We start from the raw sequence: 22,707 nt of genomic DNA on the forward strand, positions 1-22,707 counted from the left end.
CTCCACTCTAAACTATCTTTTAAGCATATCTATCGCTAAGGCAAAATCTCCCACTGTTGCGGAGCCATTATTTTTAATTTCAGGCATTGTGATATATTTATCCAGTTGAGGGACCTCTACATACCCATTGAGCAGTTTAGCGAAATCTCGCCGAACTTTACGTAAAAATTCTTCACTCGTGACCCCACCACCAAAGACTATTTTATTCGGCCGTAATATCAAAGTCGCTTGAATAGCTGCTTGCGCAACATAATAACTCATAATATCCCAAACAGGTTCAGAAAGAGGAACATCTTTGCCAGCCCTGTTCAAACGAGCCTCAAATGTGGGCCCAGAAACCAAGCCCTCTAAACAATCATTATGGAATGGACAAACCCCAGCGAAATCAAGATCATCAGGATGCCTTTTTAATAAAACATGTCCCATTTCAGGATGACCGGTTGAACCTAGCAAATTTCCATCAACGATAGCACCACCGCCGACTCCCGTGCCAATAGTATAGTAGACCAACGAATCAATTTTTTCATTTGATAAAAGAGACATCACATATTCACCATATGCAGAGCCGTTCACATCTGTCGTAAAAAACATTGGCACATTTAAATACTTCTTTAGGTAACCAATAAAATTGGTGTTCTCCCAGCCTGCTTTAGGTGTCTTAGTAATGTAGCCGTATTTGGGCGAATTCTTGCGGATCTCGATCGGTCCAAACGAAGCTATCCCAATTGCTTCAATTTCGAACTGCGCAAAATATTCAGCTGTTTTCTGCAAAGTTTCACTCGGAGTCGTTGTGGGAATTTGAATTTGATCCTTAACTTGATAATTTTCATTACCAACTGCACAAACAAACTTTGTTCCTCCTACTTCAATAGATCCTACTAACATATGATCACTCGCTTATTCTTTATTTTTTTGACAAACTTCGATCGTTTCATGGTTAGGCCCGTAAAAATTGAAATAGCTAATGCCATGCTCAAAAAACGGTAAATGCATGATCTTATCATCAATCAACTCAAAACCAAGTTTTTTCACATGTGCAAAAGTTTTGTCGATTTCATCCGTAGCAATTGCGAAATGGTTGATAGCGCCATTTTCAGAATTAGTTTTATCTTCATAAACTTCCAATATTAAATCACTGATCTGATAGAAGTTTACCTTACTACCCAAATTATCTTCCTGATTAATTAGTTCAAAACCAAGTTTTTCATACAATTCTGTACTCTTATAAAAATCTTTAGTTGGGATGCCAATGTGTGATAAACCGTTGAAAAATGCCATTATTTTGCCTCATTTCTTATTGGATCAAAATCCCGTTGTCAACATAAAAGCCCTTTCATTTATACTTAAATAAAACCGTTTGAACGTCTATTTATTATATTCCAGCATCCCAATTTCAGCAGAATGCGAAATTTCTCCACTTTGAGGTTCCGGCACTGTTTTTACGAGATCCATATTAGTAAAAACGATAACTATCGTTGGATCGTAACCCGCTTGCCGAATATCGGCAATATTCATTTCAGAGATTTGTGTATTCTGATCCACTTCTTGACCTTCTTTAACTTTGCTAATAAAAGGAGCGCCATCTAACTCAACTGTGTCTAGGCCAATATGGACTAACACCTCTAAGCCCTTATCTGTCGTTATACCGATCGCATGTTTTGTTGGAAAAACTGTAGAGACTGTCCCCTTTAACGGAGCGTATACTGCATTTTCAGTTGGCTCCACAGCGAAGCCGTCGCCCATCATTTTACCAGAAAAAACTTCATCTGAAACCTCTGTTATCGGCATCGATCTGCCAGTTGCTGGAGAATATATCATTTGTTCTTTCTTCTTTTTACCAAATCCAAACATGTTACTACCTCCTCGTATATTTAAAACTATCACCGTAAACGTAATAAAAGAATAGCACAGAAAACGTACACCAAACCACTAAGGCTAAAGAGCATGATTTCTGCGCTTGACAAGTACTTCCCACCATCGTCTTTAACTTGCGATGAAACATATAAAGCAATTACAGCCAAAATCACACAGACTAAGTTACCCACTATAAGTTGAGAAAGTAACAAAAAAAAGTTAACTGCCTGAAAATTTTTTCTCCTAGTTACCAGTTTCTCCCTTTTATTCCACAACACATAACCTAACCCAAAGTCTATCGCTGAAATAATAAACATTACCGCACTCTGCGGATTTGCTCCAAGAAAAGTCTGAAACTTTGTTCCACTCTTACTCGATAAGAACAAGATATAACATATACTGGCTAAAAAACTAAAAACTAATAAAAAAATCATCGAGTTGATTGCTCTTCTTGGCGTCAATCCCATCTGATACAGAACAGTTCTCAAGTATTCACTAACTTTGTTTTTCTTTTTTACCTTTTCCATCTTGTTCCTCCAACTCCTGATTCTTTCTGTAATCCGCATACCCCATTGTCAAAAGATCATTCAAAACATATAAACCTGTAAAGAAACTCTCATTTCTATTTGGATACGGGACCTGCTTATCAATAACATTGTAGTATAAACTGTACTGGGCATTTTCCGCCAGTTTATTTTGACTAACAGACGTAAACGACAGAGTTACGATTCCACGTATTTGAGCTTGTTTCACTTGTTCAACTAATCTTTCATTTTCACCATTAAAAGAAATAATGATCAACACATCGCCAGGTTTCATCTTTTTCAAAACTATCCCTAGTTCATCAACTTCTCCCGGCAAAACGTATGCATTTTTATCTACAACTTGAAATGTCAAATTAAGTTAGAAATAACATAGCTGTTTATCTGTGATGTTTTCCATGAATACCTCAATTGGTGTTTTATAATTTAATGATTTTCTTGGAATATGATTACGCCGGCTACTGACTTGTTGAACTAAAGCATTTGGTAAATTGCGAAAATCCATGCTCTTGTTGAGACCATCTCGTCTAATTAGTCCATTGTTATTTTCGTTTAAGCCACGCTGGTTAGGAGCCCCAACTTCGGCAAAATAAGTACTAATATCATGCTTATTTGCGATTTCTTTCCAACCAGTGAATTCTTTACCATTATCAAAAGTAATTGACTTGAAAAGGTGTTTTGGCTGTTGGGACAACCATTGATTAAGATGTTTATTAACGCATTCAGCCGATTTTTGTTGGATGTTTAAAATGATTTCAACTTTGGAGAGACGCTCAACTAAGGTCATAACTGCACCTTGATGTGCTTTGCCTTGGACGGTGTCTGCTTCTAAATGACCAAATTCATGTTGAAAATGAGGATAATCCTGATAGCGTTGATAAATACTTCTGCCGAGTCGGCCAGCTTTACCACGCCGTTCAACGTAACCATTTGGATGCCTTTTACCTTTCATTGGCAACAATTTCACATTGAAAACACCTCTTTGAAAAAGTCGGTATAAGGTTCTCATACTACAACTGATCTGTATCTCAGCTCGACCAATAATCGTATCAGGGGTCCAACCTAATGCGAGTTTCTGCTTAATGTATTTGGTTTCATCTTCTGGTAATTCAATTGCTTTTCGACCGCAATGAGTTTTATTAACTCGATGATTTTCTTGAAATTGACTAATTGAATTACCAGCATCTAGAAACCGGTAAACACGATAAACGGTTTCGCTGGAACGTTTAAGAGCTTTAGCGGCATGATAGGCTTTAATATCTTGTTTCCAAAAATTATATATAAAGGTTAATTCACGTGTGGTAAGATGTTTATAAGTCATTTGTGGTTACCTCTCTTTTGATTAGGGATATTCAAAAGTCTACCACAAATGGCTTTTTTATTTCTAACTTAATTTTACAAACGACGCAATAAAAAAATCTCTTTGTAATTGATTAGAAACTATTTCCTGAACCCAACCTGTCGAACAAATATAAATATTTTTTGCTTTATCAAAACTTGCATATATTTTTTCAACATCTTTGTTTTTAAATTGTCGAGCGGCCGCATCGATAGCATTTATTGTGCTTTCTAAATAATCTTCATCTCTTTGACTCTCATTATTCATTTGATCATCTTCTAATATATACTTCAAACGATTGAATCCGCTCAGCCCAATCTTTTTGGTAAATCTAAATATCGCTGACCGAGAAACCAAGCATGCCTGAGCTAATTCAGTAAGACTCATAACAATCGTTTCTTTGGGATGCATCATTACAAAACTGGCAATTTCCTTTTCTGTCTGGTTTAATTCATCATAATGTTTATTAACGTACTTTTCTATTCTCATGAAATAACCTCGATATACATTTTGTGATTCTTATCTATTATTATACAATACAGGCTACTCATATAAATAATATTTCCTAAAAATCCAAAACTAAGCTAGGTCATCTAAGTCAAAAATATAAAAACAAACCCGTAATCACCCCCGATGACGGATTTGCTTTTAAAATACACAAGTGCCTATATCATTGCTTTAATGGCATCGAAGTACTCGTTTTGCTGTTCAATTTTAATTTTAACATTATCTTTGTCTACTTTGACCTGTTTAATACCCAAACCTAATGATATAAATATATCTTCACTATCAACTTGCGCGGGATCATTAACAGTAACACTTATTCCGTCAGCTGTATTCTCAATATTTTTCACATTTGTCTGGGTCCCTAGAGAATCTAAAATAAATTGAGCAGACTGATGATATGGATTCTCTGCAGCCTCACTAGCAATAGTAATATCACTGTTTTCCAATAAATCTTGGATTTTTTCCAAAACCTGGGCAACATCTAAACCTACGATCACTTGAATGGCTTTTCCATGACGAACTACACTAGTTGCTTTACTTGCTCTAAATTCTGAGTCAGCAGCAACTTTACTATCATCTTTAACTGTCACACGTAAACGCGTTGCACAACTAGTAATATCATCGATATTACTTGCTCCTCCAAGTTCCTCAATATAGTCAGAGGCCCTTTGAATATAAGGATCTTTAGAATTTAAACCACTATCTTGGGCCGCCTTTTTTGCCTTATAATCTTTCTTCCGTAATAATTTAACATCCTGATCATCTTTTTCACGTCCAGGTGTCATAAAATCATACTTCTCGATCAAGAACTTGAAAACAAAGAAATAGATCAAAGAGAAAATTAAACCGATTACAATTTGAGTGACCCATGTTTGCCAATGATTGTGCCATAACGGAATCCAAACCTGACCAGCATCACCAATAAGCCCGCCATCAAGCTGTCCGACTACACCAAAACTATACATAACAGCCTGCATTGTTGCGGCTAAAAAAGAATGCACGAACCATAGGGCTGGAGCAGCAAATAAGAAAGTAAATTCAACCGGTTCCGTAATTCCTGCTAAAAGAGAAGTTAAACCTGCAGGTATTAATAAAGAAGCAGTTTCCTTCTTTTTTGACTTCTTTGCCGTTGCATAAAAGGCACATGCGATTGCTGGAACACCGAAGACTTTTTCATTACCAAACAACTCAAAGCCCATTGCGGGTGCCAAAGTTTTAATTGATTCTTTGGTTGCAGCGAAAGTTGTTAAATGTTCCAACCACCACGCTTGCAACCCACCAGAAACAACTGCTGGTCCATACTGAAACGGAATATAAATAAAATGATGAAGTCCAGTCGGAATTAATATACGTTGTAAGAAACCATACACCCAAACTCCAACGACCCCAGAATGTGTCAAGAAGCCTTGCAGACTTGCAATCCCCATTTGTACTTTAGGCCAAACAAGGCAAGTCACAAAAGCAAGGAAAAACATAGATACAAAACCCAAAATAACTACGTAAGCTGATCCCTGAAAAGTTCCCAACCATTCAGGCAACTTTTTATCAAAGTAACGATTATGCAACCAAACTACGATGCCAGCTATAAGTAAAGCACCAATAATACTTGTGTCCAATGTTTTTATACCGGCAATTTCCGTTAAACCACCATTTGTAGAATTTTCCACAATTGGTTTATTATAATTATTAATTCCAAAGAAAGACCCGAATTGACTTAAGAATCCTCCTACAAAATAATTAAAAGTCATATAGGTCACAAAAGATTCCAAAGCAGCACGACCTTGCGACCTCTTAGCTAATCCGATTGGCAGACCAATAACAAACAAAAGAGGAACTTCACGTAAAACTGTCCAACCACCTTCGGAAATAATGTACCAAATTCCATACCAAATAGTACCTTCCTGTGCTAAATGAGGAAAAATCAAGGAGTTAGTAAACAATGATCCAAAGGCGACAACAAGTCCCGCAAACGCAAATAATAGGACAGGAACAAACATCGCTGCTCCGAATTTTTGCAATTTCTGCATCATAATAAATTCATCTCACATTCAATTAGAATAAGTGCAAAAGGGGAAAAGTCACTAACACAATTAATTATCGACTTCCCCCTCTAGTTGATCATTTAATTTTATTTAAGCTCTGGCCAGTAATCCTTGTTGGCAATTATCATTTCATCTAAGATATCTTTAGCTACCTTAGCATCAGGCACAATTTTGCATAAACTAAACGCTTGCCACAACTTAGTGTATGAATGTTGCTGCCATGCATCCACAGCCAATTTCTCAACACTATTTTGTTCTGTGATCATACCAGCTTGGTATTGAGCAGCTTCACCCATTGCAAGTCTTTCAGGCCCATTCGAACCAAACAAGCAAGGTACTTCAACTGTTGCAGTTGGATCAATATTGGAGATAGCACCTTCGTTAGGAATAATTGCAAGCATTCTTTGATGGGTGTTGTAGGCAATTGCTTCACACAGATCCACGATATAAGTTGAATGATCATCAGGAACAAAGTTTGTATCTTTAGCAGTTCCTTCTTTAACAATTCGTTTACATTCGCTAAATACATTCTTTTCACGATGTTCACGAACTTCGTCAGTTCTAGTGTGGTGTGGATCTGAATGTTCAACAACTTGCGTTGGATACATATAATATTTCAAGTACGTATTAGGTAACGTCGTCGGATCTAGAGCAAAGGTGTCAGCTGCCATCTTAAATGTTGCTTCCCAGCTTGCTTCAGTTCCCTTATCGTAGTCTCCGCCTATCCAATAACCGTTTTTAGAAACATATTCTTTCAGTTCTGGCATTAGGTTATTGCCTTCCTTATCCCAAACATCAGTCCACCAACCGAAATGATTCAAACCATAATATCTAAAATCAAGTTCATTTCGATCTTTAAGTCCAACGATCTCAGCCATCCGATCCATGATACCAATTGGCATATCACAAATGTTAATGATCTTAGAATTTGGACATTCACGACGAGTTGCTTCGGCTACGATAGCTGCCGGATTAGAATAGTTCAGCATCCATGCATCTGGCGAGTATTTTTCCATGTACTTAACTAGGCCAATAACGCCTGGAATAGAACGCAATCCGTATGCAATACCTCCAGGTCCGGTAGTTTCTTGTCCAACTACGCCATGCTTTAATGGAATCTTTTCATCTACATCTCGCATAGCATATTTACCAACACGAATCTGTGCCATAACAAAGTCAACATCGGTAAAAGCCTTCTCTGGATCTGTAGTAGCTAAAAATTCAATTTCTGGAGCACGTTCTTTTAACAAGATCTCGGTTGCTTCTGCAATTTTTTCTTGTCTTTCACCATCAATATCGTAGAATTTTAACTTTCGAAGTGGAAACTTATCTAATCCATTCAATAAAGTTAACACGATACCTGGTGTATAAGTACTACCCCCACCAGCAATTAGAACTGAAAACTTTTTCCCATCGCCACGTTTAGCCATTATAATTACCTCCGTAAATAATTTAACTTTTTTCTTGTGACTACTTCTTTGGTACAAGTTTATTTTCTCTTTTTCAGATTGCTTTATCAATACTGTTTGCGCTTTTTGGAAACGGTTTCTGATTTTTAGAAACGTTTCTTGAAATGGAACATATTTCTTTATTATTCCTGAATTATTCATACTTTTCGTTGCAGTTAAAACTTTGTGCAAAGTTACTTTAGTGTGTAAAAAAAGCAGCTTTTTGTTAGTTTTGTTGTCGGACTGTTTAAAAAAGGACAGACTTCACCCTTTCCCTAAGAAAAACATTTTTTATTTTGTGAGTTCACAGCGGATATATTTTTAGATTTTGAATCTTGAACAGTGTCTGCCAAAATAATTTATCGAACACATTGGTCTGAGATAAATGGACCCAGACTTGACGCGCATGGTGCGTGACCTTAGCTGCCACATGGAGTAATTTAAAACGGATCGTCCCGACCTGAGCGTGTTTAAGCTTTGTTGGTAAAACTAAGTTCTTCATGGCTTGCAGTATATTATAAGCGACCCCAGCTACCAGCATCCGGAACTCATTGGCCTCAAAACTAGAACTGTCCGTTTTATCAAAGTGAAAGCCACGTTTAACTTCTTTGATCAAGTCTTCCATGGAACCGCGTTGGTGATAGAGGGCAAAGACTTGTGGACCGCTTAATTCTTCCAAGTTGGTCACGATAAACTCATGGTCAAACAGAAAGTTGCCCGCCGGCCGCGTTGATTTAATAATCACACGATAAGGTCGTGACCAACTTTGAGGACAATAGTCTCGCAGGACATGCCATTGGACTTCAGCTTCGGTGAAGTCCTGGTCACCCCACCCACTTGGATCAGGTTTTCAGCCCGACTTTGGAGCTGGTAGTTCGCTTTTAAACGAATCACGAACTTAGCCTGCTTTTTATCACACGCGTGGTAGATCCCTGGAGCTGCGAAACCAGAATCTCCCCGCACTAAGACATCCAGGGAAGATCCGTCATAGGCCCGTAAGCTCCGTAATAAAAATTTAGTCGCACCTTGGGAAGTATAGCGATTGCCGGGGCGTAATTGAGCATTCAACAAGCAGCCCGATAAAGCATCAAAGGCTAGTAAAGGATGATAACCGTTGGTCTGGTAGTGACCGTTATAAGCACTCTTTTCTTGGTCACCAAACGTATCGGCATGTGTCGAATCTAGATCAAGGATCAGCTGATGTTGATTTAGCTGCCCAAGAACAAAGTGAGCTACCGAGCCGAGCAATGATTTGACTGAAAAGAGCCCAGACGCTGAAATGTGATTGATAAAGCGTGAAAGTGTCGGCTGGGAAGCGACCGCTTGAGACAAGACCAGCTTAAAATCAACGGCGTGTGACAAGGTATTAGCCGACTGATCTTGGCAGTATCCTGCCAGCAATTGCAACAGCAACTGCTTAAATAAATTGTTCAAGGGAAAGGTACAATATTTACGGTCATCTTTAAAATGCAAGTTATCTTCTAAGAGCTGGTCAAAGTGAATTTGGTGCAGAAATTCAGCAATTAATAAAGTTCCGGCATCGTTCGCTAACTCACCACCGTCATTAGAAATGTTGATCTGGTCATTGAATAAAAGTTTTTCATGATGTAAAGTTGACATAAGGAGCACTCCTGTTCTTTGTGGTTTTCATCGACTTTACAATAGCACAGGATGTGCTCTTTTTGTACGTAAGCAGTGTTCAACTGGACGGTTAGACAAAACCATTTAAATTTGCTTTGACAAAATAGAGATCCCTGACACGAAAGCAAACCTTGCTTCATATCAGGGATCTTTGGCGCTATTTAAGTTTAATTCCAGGGTAAATAAGGCTCTAGTTCTTTTTCAGTTGGGAAAGGTCCCAGCTGAGGAACTACAGTCAGGATTTTGGTTAAATATTTTTGCGGATCAAGGCCATTAGCTTTGGCACTTTCGATCAAGGTCAGCCAGATGGCATTCGCCTCAGCGCCTGCCACACTTGTACTGAATAAAAAGTTCTTGCGGTCGATAACCAACGATTTTACCGCCTGTTCACAAGTATTATTGGAAATATCGATCTCACCATATTGTAATAATTTATTGATGGCTTCCCTTTGTCCTAGTGCGTATGCGATAGCTTTCCCCAATAAGGACTTAGGTAGAGCAGCGCAAGTTGCCAAAGCCTGCCAAAATTTTTCGAACAAAGGCCTTAAAAACTCATTCCTTTTGTTTATTCTAGCAGAACTATTTAAACTGGCCCATTTCTTTTCTTGGTGGAAAATCTGATCCAGGATTTTTAGCGGACCTTTAGCGGCCTGACTGTATTTGGCTGCCTCAAAAAATTTACGGCGCACATGAGCTAAACAACCAACGCGGTCGGCACAATCTACTTTAGGGTAAACCTGATAACCATCACATTGTAAAACACCAGTAAAGCCACTGTATAAGGAACAAGCCGATTTTTCAGAACGATCGCGCCGATAGGCATAATAAATAGCTTGTAGTTTGTCTTTTTGGACCGTGCGTTGCACCCACATTCGTGATTCAGCCGTAGGCTTTTTCCCAGGTTCACGCAAAACCTTGACAACAGTTTCATCACCTTGTAAATAGGGACGTTGCAGCAATTTTTTATGTAGGAGATCATACAATGATCTTAGCATATCTGCCCCCTGAATGACCCAAGCAGCTAAAGTCGGCTCACAGACATTCCACCCGAAACGACGCCAATCTTTTAATTGACGATAAAGAGGTGTCCCTAAAACGTATTTTTGATAGACGATATTCTCTAACAGAGTGGGGGTAGCCAGACTATGTGGGAATAAAGGCGTCGCTTTTTCGGCGCTAAAGAAAGCTGTCTGACCGTTATTTTGCGCCAGACAAGCAGCACAAGCACAAGCGTAGGTTGCAACGTATTCCTCGACCACCCATAATTCGGCTGGTTTGTAGTGCAGTTTTTTCCCTATAAATCTCTCTCCAACAACCTTAAGTGCTTGTCCGTAAGGACAAGTAGTTTCTTTGAGCCGTTTAATGTTTTTAACTATCTCTAAATCTTCTATTTGCTTTTGCCGTTTTTCCCGCTTTTTCGGTGACTTTTGGATCTTTTCTTGAGAACTTTCTGCGCTTTGTTTGTCAGTGTGCTCTGACCAGGTAAAAACACTGTCATCATCCCAAAGTGTCATTTGATTTTCGTTAACCGAGACAGTTTTTTCTGACTTAGTCCCGAATAATTTTGCCTGAAAAGACTTTAAAAGAGTTTCCAGTTCAGCAATCCGCTGTTCATTAGCCTTGTTTTGTTTACGGAGTTCTTCATTTTCAAGTGTTAATTTAGCAATCGTTTTTTGTTGATCCATTTAACTTCACCATTTTCTGATCAGCGATGTAGCTGATGTTTTCAAAAGTTAGCATAGCACGCTTTCAGCATAATTGCATCCACAGATTTAAAACTGTGGATGAGCAAAAAAGATTTAGTTTTCCACAGGGAAAACTAAACCACATTGTTCTTTTGCTGCAGTCTTAAATGTGCTGGATCAAAGTCATGAATCGTCGCATCTATGGACCAGCCTTGTAGTAAACGGACTAATTGAGCGGGTTGAAGCTGCCGCATTTCAGCTTGGTTCCTCGGCCATTGAAGACGACCGTCTTCAAAACGCTTGTAAAGCAACAAAAAGCCATCTTTCTGCCACAGGAGTCCCTTAAAACGATCTTTGCGACTACCACAGAATAAAAATAAGGTACTCTGGTATGGATCCAAGGCGAATTGTTCGGTGATCACAGTAACTAAACCGTCAATTCCTTTGCGAAGGTCAGTTTTCCCAGTTGCCAAATAGATCCGGTCGAGCTGGGACAAATCAAGCATCGTCATGCGTAAACACCGCCTTCAAAAAAGCATCTAGGATATAATTATTGATCCGATTATAAATGACGCCAGTCTTATTTTGATCTACACGCAACTGCATGGCTTTTTGCGGCTTATAATCTTTGTTTTTAAGCGCAGCCACCTTAACTTGCACAAATTCTGGTTTATCTTCCAAAAAATCACCTCTAGCTAATTGAATAAGGTAATTGTATAAGAATCAGCTTCTACTTGAAATCCGTCCAGTTGAACACTGCTTACTTTTGTACACCCAACAGGTGAAAAACGAAAAAGATGCGAACTAGCATGACAACAACAAAAAGTAGTCCTTAAGGGAAAAGTATGAATAATTCAGGTTATTTAATAAATTTTAAATTTAGATAGAAAATTATATATAAAAAGGCAAAACAGAAAAACTGAATTGCCTTTTATATATTTATATCTTGTTGTACCTTAAGCTAATTTTTCACTATGCATAGTTTATTTATGCGTTGCAGTAAATTCTTCTGACATTTTACCAGCAATTTCACTTACTAATTCCTGATCTTTCAAATCAGTCGTAGAAGTAACTACTTCAGCAAATTTATCTTGCAGCATTTGTTGCAATTTGACGCTCTCATCGTCTTCTGGAACATTGAATTGATAAATCTTACCAACTGTTTCTAACAGTTTTTCATAGCCCAAACCATGCTCTTTTGCTTCGCGAATCGGCCGAATAAAACGCTCATCAAAGCCAAGTTTGCGGATCGGTGTCCGACCAACACGAGCAATTGTGTCAGAGATATAAGGATTTTCAAAACGATTGATGATCTTCTTTTGATAAGCCTCATGGTCTTCACGCTTGAAGTTCCACTTAGCAATCAACAAATCACCAGTCTCTTTCAAGACACCCTTCAGCTGATTCAAAACACGTTCATCCTTAATAGCGTCACCGATCGTATCATAGCCTAACGTTTTACCAGTATAGGCTACTGTAGCATGACCAGTATTAACTGAGAATAACTTACGTTCAATATATGGTTCCAAGTCTGGAGCATAAGAAACGCCTTCCAGCTTTAAATTAGGGTTAGCCATTTGTGATTCATCGACGACCCATTCCTTGAATGGTTCAACAGAAACCATCAAGGGATCATCATGTTTCTGTAATGGTACGATCCGATCAACTGCAGCATTAGGAAAACCAACATATTCATTAACAAACGCTTGATCTTCATCAGCCAAAGCCTTGTATACTTCATCCTTTAGATGAGCTGAGCCACCGATCATGTTTTCACAGGCGATCACATCAACCTTTTGTGTGTTGCCTTGTTTCTTACGAGCAACCAAACCTTCTGCGATCAAAGGTGCGATAAATTGTAAGATTTTAGGACCGATCGCAGTTGTAACCAAGTCAGTTTCCGCAATGGCTGCCACAACCTTTTCGGGTTCTTTGCCATTATTGATACCATCGACATTTTCAACATGGATCTTTTCTTGGCTAGGTGCAGCCAGCTCGATGTCATATTCATGCCGTGAATTCAGTGCGGAAATGATCGTATCATTAACGTCTACAAAATCAATTGAAAAATCATTTGCGGCTAATGTTTCTCCGATAAAACCGCGACCAATGTTACCTGCTCCAAAATGAACTGCTTTCATTAGTTTTCAACCTCTTTCAATAAATCTATAACCTCTTGTGGTGACTGCGCATCGGCTAACTTCGCAACATTGTCGATGTGACTACAAAACAATGCAATTTGCGAAAGAATATCCAAGTGTTCATTGTTCTTACCTGCAATCCCAAAAACAACTGTTACTGTGTTGTCAGTCTCTTTATCTTCGCTAAAATCGACACCCATCGGGACCTGAACGACCGAGATCCCAGTCTTTTTAATATATTGCTTTCCCTCATCTGTACCATGTGGAATAGCAATAAAATTCCCCATATAAGTCGAAACGTCGTTGTCCCTGGCAATCATTGCATCAACATATTTCGGCTCAACACAACCTGCATCCACTAACAACTTGCCTGCTAATTTAATAGCCTCTGTTTTATTAGGAACACTTTGGTTTAACAAGACCATATCTTTTTGTAGATCCATTTGCTAAACGCCTCTCTTTCCTTCGGAACATTCTTTACAGAACTCATCTCATTATGCTTGATTCCTAAATTACTACCCTCTTATTGTACCCTTTCCACGATATCACTCAGCTTTTGGTCTCGTAAATCAGCTACAGACAATGATTGAACATTAGTATAACGAGTCTTCAAGTTTTTGATAGTTTCCGGTGTTGAGATCACTAATCTGTCCTTGTCATCAACAACATCATCAATTGAAACACGTTTAACGGTCGTTTTCTTACCAGCTTTTTCAAGCTGCGTTTTCAACATGCTGGTTGCCATCGTTGCAGAACCAGTATGTTCATCATGGTGGATAAAATCAATCTCTTTAACTTGAGAGAAATCAATTCCGCCAAACTCTTGCTTTCCTGACTGAGAATTAGTCGTAGGTCGAGAGTTTTCTTTTTCATCAGTTGTTCCTTGTTGGGCAACTTTCAAATTAGCTACGATCTCATCATAACGCGGACTATTCATAAAGTTTTGGACTGCAACACTCAAAGCGCTTGGTGCTTTTTGTTGAGCACGTTCTTGCAACTCTTCTTGTGTCACGACTAATAACCCATCTTCGTCCTTTAGGTTTCGAACGGCCATATTAGTTACAGAAATATCTTGCAAACCAGCTTTTTTAAATTTATCTCTTAACAGAGAAGCTCCCATTGCTGAGGAACCCATACCAGCATCACAAGCAAAAATAACTTTTTTAACATCTGAGTAATCCATTCCTTGACCACTAACTTGGGTGTCATTAGTATTGGCTGCATTACCCTTAGATTCAGATTTCATGGCTGAGACTTGAGCTTGTTTACTTGCAAAATCATCATCTTCAGGCGTTGACTTGTCTCTCTTCAAGATAAACGCAGCAACCAAAAATGAAACGATCGCAGCGGTGAGCACACCTGAAAGTACGGCCAAATATGCACCTTTCGGCGTCATCAATAAAATGGAAATTATTGAACCAGGTGAGGCAGCGGCCTTTAAACCGGCACCTAACAATTGGAAAGTAAATGTCCCTGTTACACCACCAGCCATGACTGCTAAGAATAAAGAAGGCTTCATCATGATGTATGGGAAATAGATTTCATGGATCCCACCAAAGAATTGGATAATTGCAGCTCCAGGAGCTGAAGACTTAGCACTACCTTTACCAAACAGGCAAAACGCAAGTAAAACACCGATACCAGGTCCAGGATTAGATTCAAGTAAGAATAAAACTGACTTTCCAGCACTAGAAGCCTGCTGAATTCCAAGTGGAACTAAGATACCATTACCAACAGCATTGTTCAGGAACAAAATCTTAGCAGGTTCGATAAACAAATTAGCTAATGGTAAAGCATGAACAGAAATGATCCAATCAACACCGCTAGACATAAATTTGCTGCCTGCAACCACAAACGGCCCCACAACTGCCTGAGCTAAAATTGCCAACAGCATTCCCATAATACCAGCTGAGAAATTATTGTAGATCATTTCAAAACCCGACTTGATCTTGTCTTGGAATAAATCATCAAACTTCTTCATGCACCAGCCGCCTAATGGGCCCATGATCATTGCACCTAAGAACATTGGAACATTCGAACCCACAATGGAACCGATCGTAGCAATAGCACCAACAACAGCTCCACGCTCATCGTCGACCATCTTTCCACCAGTATAACCGATCAATAATGGCAATAAATACGTAAGCGCTGGTCCACTTAGTTTATTGATAGTAGCATTTGGAAACCAGCCTCCTGGCGTTAAGAAAATCGCCGTGATCAAGCCCCAAGCAATGATTGCTGCGATATTTGGCATAATCATTCCTGATAAAAATGTGCCAAACTTTTGCACTTTAGCCTTCAAACTCGTCTTTGGTTTCCCAGACGAAGCTGTAGCATCTTGTGACATTATTTTTCCTCCTTTTACAAAGTAAGCAAATTATTTTGCCTCTTGTAATTAAAATAATTAATGCAATTGGGAAAGAACACCTTTCCCTTTTGTGAATCTCCACTAATTATGTTAAGGCTTACAGGATGCGTTTTCAATAAAATCTAGTGTCAAAAGTGGCACAGTATGGAGTGCCAAAATTATTAAAAGCAAACAATGGATGCTATTTTCCCGTTAAAGTCCAGTAATCCCTGACCTGTTAATTTGTAAAAGTTAAATTATAGTTAAGTCATTGTATCCTTAACCCCTGTATTCAGGCAGTCTGTTTTCATCTTTAAATATAATTTAATTAGCAGTTATGCTCATAACTAACATATTTTTCAAAAAAATTTCTGGGATTTAGTGTCATACGTACAAATCAACTATTTAAGCACATACTTAATTCTTCCAAATTATAGTTTATAAAATATGTCATCTCACTTCTTTTAAAGGTAAAAGATTGATATACTTTAACAAACACTTATTCCAGAAAACCCAATCATGCTTCCCACTGCTTTCAAAATACTGATAATTAAGTTGTGGCATATTCTCTGCACATTCTTTAAATTTTTTATTAAATTGTAAAATTGGATCTTTATCTCCGCAAAATTGATAAAAGTTGGGTAAATTACTCTTGGAATTTTGTTTTAATAATTCAATCAAATCATTATTTGTGCCGGCTATTTTGCCCTTGTTCCCGATAACTGAATTCGCTAGAGACCTGAAACGTTCGACCGAATTATTAATATTTAACCCTTCGAGCACCTTTTTACTACGTATTTCAAAAAAGTCCTGCAGAGAAAGAACTCCTGAAAAGCTTGCAGCATTACTAAACATTTTAGGGTAATTTAAAGCCCATTTAAAAGCGCCAAATCCACCCATCGACAAGCCTGCCACGAATCTGTCTTCTCTCTTATCTGATATTGGGAACATTCTATCTACTAAATATGGCAACTCGGAAGTTAAGAAATCCCAATAATTTTCACCATACACCATATTAGAGTAAAAACTTTTTTCAAATTGTGCACTAATAACGACTAAGTTATACTTTTTAACATATTGCTCAACATTAGTTCGCCTAATCCACTTTGTGTGGTCATCTCCCATACCATGTAATAAATATAATACTTGCAAATCATTCCATGAATCTATTTTAGTCGGTTCAGGAGTAATTGCGTATATTGAACTAGATTTATTTAAAACTGACGACTTAAAATCAATATGCAATAAGGCCATTTTTCTCCTCCTACTTCAAGATACCAAATCCGCCAAAAATCAAGCAAAGAAGAATTAACCACAGCATAGCCTTGGTATAGTTTTTACTAACTTTTTCTAAATAAAAATATACGCCAACCACTACTAATAAAGGCAAAATTCCTGGAGCAATAGCATCAAGAATATCCTTTTGGATATTTAAAACCTTTGCCGCAGTAACTATTTTTATAGGTGTGGTCACCTTCACATATGAAGCAGCTAATCCACCCATCATAAAAAGTCCTAAAACACTTGCACCTGTGATCAGCTTGTCAACAAAGCCACCTTCTAAAACTTTTTCAACAGATGCTGTCCCGGATTTATAGCCTAGATGAAAGAGAAAATAGCTTTCAACTAAAGTAATCACCATGAATATAAGCCAAGGAAGTATCCCAGCTAATCCATTTCCATTTTTTGCCATGGGAATAAACAAACTAAAAATAATTGGTAACCACATGCCCCAATCAATAGTATCACCGACACCTGCTATTGCTCCCATCAATCCTGTTTTAGTACCTACAATTGCTTCCTCAGGGATATCATTTCCCTTGGATTTCTGCTCTTCCATAGCAATAACAATTCCAGGAATTAATGATCCCCAATTTCCACTAGTATTGAAAAACTGAGTATGTCTTTTTAATGACTCAACTAAGTCTTCTTTTTTTGTATAAATTTTTTTCAAAATCGGAGACAAAGAAAGTCCAAAAGAAAGCCCCATCATTCTTTCAAAGGAATGGTTTGTTTCAGCAAACAACCACCATAGCAACCATGATTTTGTTAAATCCTTTTTAGTTATCTTACTCTCTTTATTATTTTCAACCTGTTTTTCTCTTTTATCTACAATTTTATTCATACTCTATGCCTCCTTAGCTGCTTTACTGGAATCTGAAGTGAAAGTTATATGCAAATATGCCAAGAATAAACCACCTAATGCAATTGCCAAGGTAGGAATTCCACTATACTGTTCCAAAAAGAATGCTGCTAAGAAATATGGAAGTAGACTCTTCTTCCCAATCTGCTGGACAATAATAGCAAAACCTACTGCCGGTAATACAGCACCGGCTAAATTTAATCCGTTTAAAATAGTTTGAGGGATCATATTTATTAGGCCACCGATTTGTGCTGCTCCAAAATATAGTACTAGAGTCATCGGTATCGCATATAAAATTAATTTATACGCCGAAGGATAGATAACAGAAGTTCGAAACATTCCTCTAGTATCAGCCTCTTCTACATTTTTATCTGTTTTTGATGCTAAAAAGCCGTTAATAATATATTCAATATTATTTATTTGTACACCCAATAAACCAATCGGAACTGCCAATGCAACAGCCGCATTAATATTAGTTTTCGAAACTACAGCAACAGAGCATGAAACAAGAGCAGCAATTGTAGGGTCCGAAGGAGCTGCTCCACCTGGTACTAGAAGTCCCAAATAGATCAATTGTAATGCTGCACCAACTTTCATAGCTGTTGGTATATCTCCTAAAACAATACCAACCCACAGTGCTGCTGGTAAAGGTGAAAATATCGTAACAACCCCAAAAGTATATCCAAATCGACATCCTCTAAACCAATAAAATAATCCGATTAAAATTGCTTGTAATATAGTAATTTTTGTATCCACGATAACTCACCTCTAAATTAAATTTTTAAACTTCTTTTTCAAAATCATTGACAGATCACTTGGCTTTTCATCGGGTACTCTTTGAAATATCACTTTTACTCCTTTCTGTTGAATTTCTTTTAATTTCTGAGCTTCTGATTCTGACAATGCAATACTTTGGAAAACTATTTTTCTATCTGAATTTGCTCCGATACCCCCGATTTGTACATTTTTATTTTTAAACCCTAAACTATATACTTTTCCTAAAATCTCAATGCTTTTAAACAATACCAGCAGAGGTACTTCTCCAAAACTATCCGAATTAATCTTCTCCACAAAAGTTTCTGAAGAATAAGTTACGACTTCTACACCATGAGGCGCAGCCATTTTGAAAACACTGCTTAAATAAGTATTAGTGGCCAAATAATCATCCACAATTACAATTTCCTTTGCTCCCGCTTCCCCGATCCACTTTGTAACAACCTGTCCATGTACTAATCTATCATCGACTCTCAATAAAGCTATGTTTGCCATAAAAAAACCTCCTATATTTTACTTTTACATAATATCAAGAAGCAAAAAGTGTGCCAACAGCAAACTATTAAGCGGTTACAGGTTTTCTATTTATAATGTCTTTAACTGTATCAAATGTGTATCACTAATAATGAATTGTTTGCTTAAATTTGATACAATTGTCTTTGTACCATGATATTAGGAGGGTTCTTTTATGAGACAATTTTCTAGAAAAGACCGTATAAAAATGTTTTTGGAGGAAGAAACCAAAGGTAGCCTCAATGAAAGTGTAGAGCAAAACTCTGGGATTAGTACAAGTTATATTTCTAAGAAGCTTGATATAACACGCTCAAACGTCAGCAAAGAACTTAATAAACTTTTTAGAGAGAAACAAGTGATAAAGATCAGCGGAAAACCTGTTTTATATCTATCAGTAAATGCACTAGCTTCCAAAATAAATCTTCCACAAAAAAATAACTTCATTTTTACACAAGAGGAACTAAGCAAGCTTCTAACGGTCAAAAAGAAAGACAATGCAATTGAAGACCCTTTTGAAAAAATGATTGGTTATCAGGGAAGTCTAAAATCTGTAGTAGAACAGCTAAAAGCGGCAATACTATATCCCCCATACGGTATGAATATCCTACTTTCTGGATCTACTGGTGTTGGTAAAACTACAATGGTTAGTTATCTTTACAATTTTGCCATAAGCAAAGGTATTCTTAAAAAAAACGCCCCAATGATCACTTTTAATTGTGCTGATTATGTTGATAACCCACAATTATTAATGTCACTTCTTTTTGGATATGAAAAGGGGGCTTTTACAGGAGCAAATAGCACAAAAGAAGGAATTATCAAACAAGCAGAACATGGTATCTTATTTTTAGATGAAGTTCATAGACTACCGCCACAAGCACAAGAAATGTTGTTTCAGGTAATTGACAATCAAACGTATCGTCGTTTAGGTCAGGTAACCCCAAACACTATTGGCCACATTCTTTTTGTCATGGCCACAACAGAGGATATCTCTTCTGCCTTATTAAGAACTTTTACTCGTAGAATTCCTGTTTCAGTAAATTTACCAGATTTAGATGACCGTTTTCCAACCGAGAAACTAGATTACATATATTTATTTTTTAAAGCCGAGGCAAAACAAATAGGATCCTCTCTACTTGTAGATAAATCCGTCATAGAAGCCTTATTAAATTACAAAACACCAAGTAATCTAGGTCAACTAAAGGTAGACATCAAGTTAACATGTGCTAAAGCCTATATGAAAGAAAATGGTGTCTTAGAAAATAAAATTTCTATTACTTTTAATGACTTACCAGAGAAAACTATTAAATCTTACTTTAAAGAAAAAAAATATCAAGAAGTACTAATTCAAGATTTGGTATCACGATTAAATGAAACTATTGAAATTGACTCTACAAAGTCAAATAATCCTGAGTCATCTCCTAACTATTTAACAACCCCCAACGCTACACTTGAACCTAGCTTTAAAGTTTCAAGTAAAAAAGAATATTTGCACAACACTGGCTTAAACGAAGCATATGTGGCAGCAAAGGGCTTTTACCAGCAAATAGATGCTTTTGAAGAGCTTGATAGGTCACAAACCATCACCAAAATAATAAATTATTCTGTATATACGGCAGTAAAAACAACATTGACTGAACTACAGTTAAACCTCCACAAGAATACTATATTAGGGTTAATGCTGCACATTAATACATTAAAGAATAGGATTTATTCAAAAAATATTCCCAAGTATCCACAAACTACTTCAGTTAAGCAACAGTATCCACAAGAATATACATTAGCACTAGATATCAGAAAGAGACTAAATCAGCTGATCGATTTTTATATTCCGGAAGGAGAATTAACCTTTCTAACAATGCTTTTACACATGTCCAAAGAAAAAAATCAAAAAAGCATTGGTATTTTGGCTCTTTCCCACGGGGATAACATTGCATCAAGTATGTGTGAAGTGGTTAATTCATTTTTAAATTCAACACATGCGATTGGAATCGACTTGCCCTTAGACGAAGGCACAGACAAAATATTCAAAAAAGTATTAAATACAATTGAAAGAATAGACAATGGACACGGGGTGTTAATTCTTTCTGATATGGGCTCCCTGTCGTTATTTGCAAATTTGATACAGGAAAAAACCAATCATCAAGTCAGAAACATTTCTCCAATAAGCACCCCAATGCTTTTAGAGGCAACGAGAAAGTCGCAATTACCTAGTGCAACGCTTGATAATCTATTTAATTCTTTGAAAAGTGATTTTTTAATGGAAAAAATCACTCCAAAATCTTTTTCATTTTCTAACCAAAAAATGATTGATTCTTTAGGACAATTTCTCTTATTCATTGACCCTAAAAAAGTCATATCAAGGTTACAAAAAACATTAACCAGAATCACTAACCACCAAAAAATTCCTGAAAATGATGACTTAAAAATTAAATTTATGTTCCATTGCTCCAGTATGGTGGAAAGAATTATGCTAAAAAAGCCCTTACCTTACAATAACGTTCAAAAATTCAAGCAAAGAAATCCTGAACTATTTAAAACTATCAAATGTTCCTTTAAAGAAATTGAGAATGATTATTTTATAGAAATTCCTGATACAGAGCTAGCATATATTGTCGAAATTTTTGATACACATTATTCCCTAAACCAATAAAATTCTTTTATTTGGAATAATTCCTGAGTTGGCACATTTTTTGCTACTAAAAAATTGAGTAGAACAAGAAAGGATTGTGTTAAATGATAAGTTTAATAATTGTTACTCATGGAAGTTTATCAAAGGGACTATTAAATGCCAGCACTATAATTTCAGGTGAACCAACAAACGTCTTTACCTATTCGTTAAACCCTGGCAATAGTATTGCAGAGTTTGAAAAGGTTGTAAAAACTGCCATCGCTGAAAAATCAAAAAATGGGCAGGTTTTAGTATTAACCGACATTCCTGGAGGAAGCCCCACAAATGTTACTGCTGCTTCTATGGAAAAATTAAATTTTGAATGTATAACCGGTGCTAATTTAGGAATGGTACTGGAAGCAATAGTTTCAAAAGAATCCGTTGAAAACTTTGATAAATATGTTGAAAATGTTATGCAGGCAGGCATCAGTAGCATTCATAATCTACGAAAGGAAATTGGAGAATAACAAATAAAGTATGTCATAAAACGTAGTATTGGTCATTACATGCAATATAAACAAATGATATTTTAATATAACCAAAACAGGCTATGAATATACAAGTATCTTATTAGGTAAAACCTGAGAAAAATCTTTGATGCAAAGAAAGTACCATTAAATTTTCTAAAAAGTAATATGCTCCCACTATAGTAGGTAAAGGGATAAACAAAATCCGCATTCTACTATAATGGGAATTTTTTCTGTCTGATAAAACTGATATATAGAAACTTACAGATAAATTGTTAAACACTGAAAATTTCTATTTGAAAATCATATCAAAATGTATCAAAATCAAAAACAACCTCTGATCTCCTAGCAATAAAGGGTTTTTAGTTAATTTTTATCATAGGCCATATAGTTTCGATCTGCACATCAAATTAATTTCTTATCAGTTTTATTAAAGCTATTCAAGCCACTATACAAATTTGGCTTTTAGCGTAGCCACTTTTACACAGCAATTGTTACATACTTATTTATAGTTAAGCCATCCATACCAGCTGCTAAATATATTGCATGGATACTATTAAGCTATTTAAGCGGTGCTCAATTATTATCAAACCCTT

21 protein-coding genes and 1 pseudogene are annotated in these 22,707 nt (G+C 36.9%); 2 read left to right on the forward strand and 20 right to left on the reverse strand.

The annotated features are described in order from the left end of the window. Nucleotides 1-12: 12 nt before the first annotated feature. The 20 genes and pseudogenes from scrK to BQ5903_RS11205 form a co-directional block, all read right to left on the reverse strand. Nucleotides 13-885 carry a fructokinase ScrK gene (gene scrK / locus BQ5903_RS11110; RefSeq protein ID WP_056972580.1) on the reverse strand — a complete coding sequence of 291 codons (873 nt, stop codon included), beginning with the start codon at nucleotides 883-885 and terminating at the stop codon, nucleotides 13-15. A 12-nt stretch (nucleotides 886-897) separates the two neighbouring features. Then, complete coding sequence (locus tag BQ5903_RS11115) at nucleotides 898-1,278, reverse strand: VOC family protein (protein ID WP_079579551.1); 381 nt, start codon at nucleotides 1,276-1,278, stop codon at nucleotides 898-900. A gap of 87 nt (nucleotides 1,279-1,365) precedes the next feature. Further along, nucleotides 1,366-1,851, reverse strand: coding sequence for a PTS sugar transporter subunit IIA (locus BQ5903_RS11120; protein ID WP_079579552.1), 486 nt, complete (start codon nucleotides 1,849-1,851; stop codon nucleotides 1,366-1,368). 29 nt (nucleotides 1,852-1,880) lie between these two features. Further along, the gene (locus tag BQ5903_RS11125; protein WP_079579553.1) at nucleotides 1,881-2,381 is read right to left on the reverse strand and encodes a hypothetical protein; all 501 of its coding nucleotides are present in this window, start codon (nucleotides 2,379-2,381) and stop codon (nucleotides 1,881-1,883) included. Then, a complete protein-coding gene (locus BQ5903_RS11130) occupies nucleotides 2,350-2,751 on the reverse strand; it encodes an SIS domain-containing protein (RefSeq protein ID WP_079579554.1) in 402 nt (133 codons plus the stop codon). Before BQ5903_RS11130 ends, BQ5903_RS11125 begins: the two co-directional genes overlap by 32 nt. Nucleotides 2,752-2,757: 6 nt before the next feature. After that, nucleotides 2,758-3,717: an IS30 family transposase gene (locus BQ5903_RS11135; protein WP_010500073.1), complete on the reverse strand. Its 960-nt coding sequence runs from the start codon at nucleotides 3,715-3,717 to the stop codon at nucleotides 2,758-2,760. Between the two features lie 63 nt (nucleotides 3,718-3,780). After that, complete coding sequence (locus BQ5903_RS11140) at nucleotides 3,781-4,224, reverse strand: MurR/RpiR family transcriptional regulator (RefSeq protein WP_231920863.1); 444 nt, start codon at nucleotides 4,222-4,224, stop codon at nucleotides 3,781-3,783. A 176-nt stretch (nucleotides 4,225-4,400) separates the two neighbouring features. After that, nucleotides 4,401-6,272, reverse strand: a complete 1,872-nt coding sequence (locus BQ5903_RS11145; protein WP_079579555.1) for an alpha-glucoside-specific PTS transporter subunit IIBC — start codon at nucleotides 6,270-6,272, stop codon at nucleotides 4,401-4,403. Between the two features lie 98 nt (nucleotides 6,273-6,370). Further along, nucleotides 6,371-7,714, reverse strand: coding sequence for a 6-phospho-alpha-glucosidase (locus BQ5903_RS11150; protein ID WP_079579556.1), 1,344 nt, complete (start codon nucleotides 7,712-7,714; stop codon nucleotides 6,371-6,373). A gap of 322 nt (nucleotides 7,715-8,036) precedes the next feature. Continuing rightward, nucleotides 8,037-9,352: pseudogene (locus tag BQ5903_RS11155) on the reverse strand (IS1380 family transposase). Between the two features lie 188 nt (nucleotides 9,353-9,540). Then, nucleotides 9,541-11,058: an IS66 family transposase gene (gene tnpC / locus BQ5903_RS11160; protein WP_079578626.1), complete on the reverse strand. Its 1,518-nt coding sequence runs from the start codon at nucleotides 11,056-11,058 to the stop codon at nucleotides 9,541-9,543. Nucleotides 11,059-11,192: 134 nt separating this feature from the next. Beyond that, nucleotides 11,193-11,570, reverse strand: a complete 378-nt coding sequence (gene tnpB / locus BQ5903_RS11165) for an IS66 family insertion sequence element accessory protein TnpB (RefSeq protein WP_056972637.1) — start codon at nucleotides 11,568-11,570, stop codon at nucleotides 11,193-11,195. Beyond that, entirely contained in the window at nucleotides 11,557-11,739 is a 183-nt protein-coding gene (locus BQ5903_RS11170) for a hypothetical protein (protein ID WP_079578630.1), read from the reverse strand. Before BQ5903_RS11170 ends, tnpB begins: the two co-directional genes overlap by 14 nt. 302 nt (nucleotides 11,740-12,041) lie before the next feature. Then, the gene (locus tag BQ5903_RS11175; protein WP_079579557.1) at nucleotides 12,042-13,199 is read right to left on the reverse strand and encodes a mannitol-1-phosphate 5-dehydrogenase; all 1,158 of its coding nucleotides are present in this window, start codon (nucleotides 13,197-13,199) and stop codon (nucleotides 12,042-12,044) included. After that, nucleotides 13,199-13,642, reverse strand: a complete 444-nt coding sequence (locus tag BQ5903_RS11180; protein WP_056971920.1) for a PTS sugar transporter subunit IIA — start codon at nucleotides 13,640-13,642, stop codon at nucleotides 13,199-13,201. Before BQ5903_RS11180 ends, BQ5903_RS11175 begins: the two co-directional genes overlap by 1 nt. A gap of 80 nt (nucleotides 13,643-13,722) precedes the next feature. After that, nucleotides 13,723-15,546, reverse strand: coding sequence for a PTS mannitol transporter subunit IICBA (locus BQ5903_RS11185; RefSeq protein WP_079579558.1), 1,824 nt, complete (start codon nucleotides 15,544-15,546; stop codon nucleotides 13,723-13,725). Nucleotides 15,547-15,996: 450 nt separating this feature from the next. After that, entirely contained in the window at nucleotides 15,997-16,800 is an 804-nt protein-coding gene (locus BQ5903_RS11190; RefSeq protein ID WP_079579559.1) for an alpha/beta hydrolase, read from the reverse strand. 10 nt (nucleotides 16,801-16,810) lie between these two features. Continuing rightward, the gene (locus BQ5903_RS11195) at nucleotides 16,811-17,671 is read right to left on the reverse strand and encodes a PTS system mannose/fructose/sorbose family transporter subunit IID (RefSeq protein WP_079579560.1); all 861 of its coding nucleotides are present in this window, start codon (nucleotides 17,669-17,671) and stop codon (nucleotides 16,811-16,813) included. A 3-nt stretch (nucleotides 17,672-17,674) separates the two neighbouring features. Further along, complete coding sequence (locus BQ5903_RS11200; protein WP_079579561.1) at nucleotides 17,675-18,445, reverse strand: PTS mannose/fructose/sorbose/N-acetylgalactosamine transporter subunit IIC; 771 nt, start codon at nucleotides 18,443-18,445, stop codon at nucleotides 17,675-17,677. 12 nt (nucleotides 18,446-18,457) lie between these two features. Further along, on the reverse strand, nucleotides 18,458-18,958 hold the full coding sequence (locus tag BQ5903_RS11205; RefSeq protein WP_056971915.1) for a PTS sugar transporter subunit IIB: 501 nt from the start codon (nucleotides 18,956-18,958) through the stop codon (nucleotides 18,458-18,460). A gap of 193 nt (nucleotides 18,959-19,151) precedes the next feature. Here BQ5903_RS11205 and BQ5903_RS11210 point away from each other — a divergent pair, with 193 nt between their 5' ends. Further along, on the forward strand, nucleotides 19,152-21,626 hold the full coding sequence (locus BQ5903_RS11210; RefSeq protein ID WP_079579562.1) for a sigma 54-interacting transcriptional regulator: 2,475 nt from the start codon (nucleotides 19,152-19,154) through the stop codon (nucleotides 21,624-21,626). A gap of 83 nt (nucleotides 21,627-21,709) precedes the next feature. After that, a complete protein-coding gene (locus BQ5903_RS11215) occupies nucleotides 21,710-22,111 on the forward strand; it encodes a PTS sugar transporter subunit IIA (RefSeq protein ID WP_056971913.1) in 402 nt (133 codons plus the stop codon). The last annotated feature ends 596 nt before the right edge of the window (nucleotides 22,112-22,707 follow it).

This window comes from Ligilactobacillus acidipiscis (assembly GCF_900116935.1).
Lineage (GTDB): Bacteria > Bacillota > Bacilli > Lactobacillales > Lactobacillaceae > Ligilactobacillus > Ligilactobacillus acidipiscis.

Coding starts and splice junctions, on each gene's coding strand:
- scrK (WP_056972580.1), bottom strand. CDS start 885: ATGTTAGTAGGATCTATTGAAGTAGGAGGAACAAAGTTTGTTTGTGCA.
- BQ5903_RS11115 (WP_079579551.1), bottom strand. CDS start 1,278: ATGGCATTTTTCAACGGTTTATCACACATTGGCATCCCAACTAAAGAT.
- BQ5903_RS11120 (WP_079579552.1), bottom strand. CDS start 1,851: ATGTTTGGATTTGGTAAAAAGAAGAAAGAACAAATGATATATTCTCCA.
- BQ5903_RS11125 (WP_079579553.1), bottom strand. CDS start 2,381: ATGGAAAAGGTAAAAAAGAAAAACAAAGTTAGTGAATACTTGAGAACT.
- BQ5903_RS11135 (WP_010500073.1), bottom strand. CDS start 3,717: ATGACTTATAAACATCTTACCACACGTGAATTAACCTTTATATATAAT.
- BQ5903_RS11140 (WP_231920863.1), bottom strand. CDS start 4,224: ATGAGAATAGAAAAGTACGTTAATAAACATTATGATGAATTAAACCAG.
- BQ5903_RS11145 (WP_079579555.1), bottom strand. CDS start 6,272: ATGATGCAGAAATTGCAAAAATTCGGAGCAGCGATGTTTGTTCCTGTC.
- BQ5903_RS11150 (WP_079579556.1), bottom strand. CDS start 7,714: ATGGCTAAACGTGGCGATGGGAAAAAGTTTTCAGTTCTAATTGCTGGT.
- tnpC (WP_079578626.1), bottom strand. CDS start 11,058: ATGGATCAACAAAAAACGATTGCTAAATTAACACTTGAAAATGAAGAA.
- tnpB (WP_056972637.1), bottom strand. CDS start 11,570: ATGACGATGCTTGATTTGTCCCAGCTCGACCGGATCTATTTGGCAACT.
- BQ5903_RS11175 (WP_079579557.1), bottom strand. CDS start 13,199: ATGAAAGCAGTTCATTTTGGAGCAGGTAACATTGGTCGCGGTTTTATC.
- BQ5903_RS11180 (WP_056971920.1), bottom strand. CDS start 13,642: ATGGATCTACAAAAAGATATGGTCTTGTTAAACCAAAGTGTTCCTAAT.
- BQ5903_RS11185 (WP_079579558.1), bottom strand. CDS start 15,546: ATGTCACAAGATGCTACAGCTTCGTCTGGGAAACCAAAGACGAGTTTG.
- BQ5903_RS11190 (WP_079579559.1), bottom strand. CDS start 16,800: ATGGCCTTATTGCATATTGATTTTAAGTCGTCAGTTTTAAATAAATCT.
- BQ5903_RS11195 (WP_079579560.1), bottom strand. CDS start 17,671: ATGAATAAAATTGTAGATAAAAGAGAAAAACAGGTTGAAAATAATAAA.
- BQ5903_RS11205 (WP_056971915.1), bottom strand. CDS start 18,958: ATGGCAAACATAGCTTTATTGAGAGTCGATGATAGATTAGTACATGGA.
- BQ5903_RS11210 (WP_079579562.1), top strand. CDS start 19,152: ATGAGACAATTTTCTAGAAAAGACCGTATAAAAATGTTTTTGGAGGAA.
- BQ5903_RS11215 (WP_056971913.1), top strand. CDS start 21,710: ATGATAAGTTTAATAATTGTTACTCATGGAAGTTTATCAAAGGGACTA.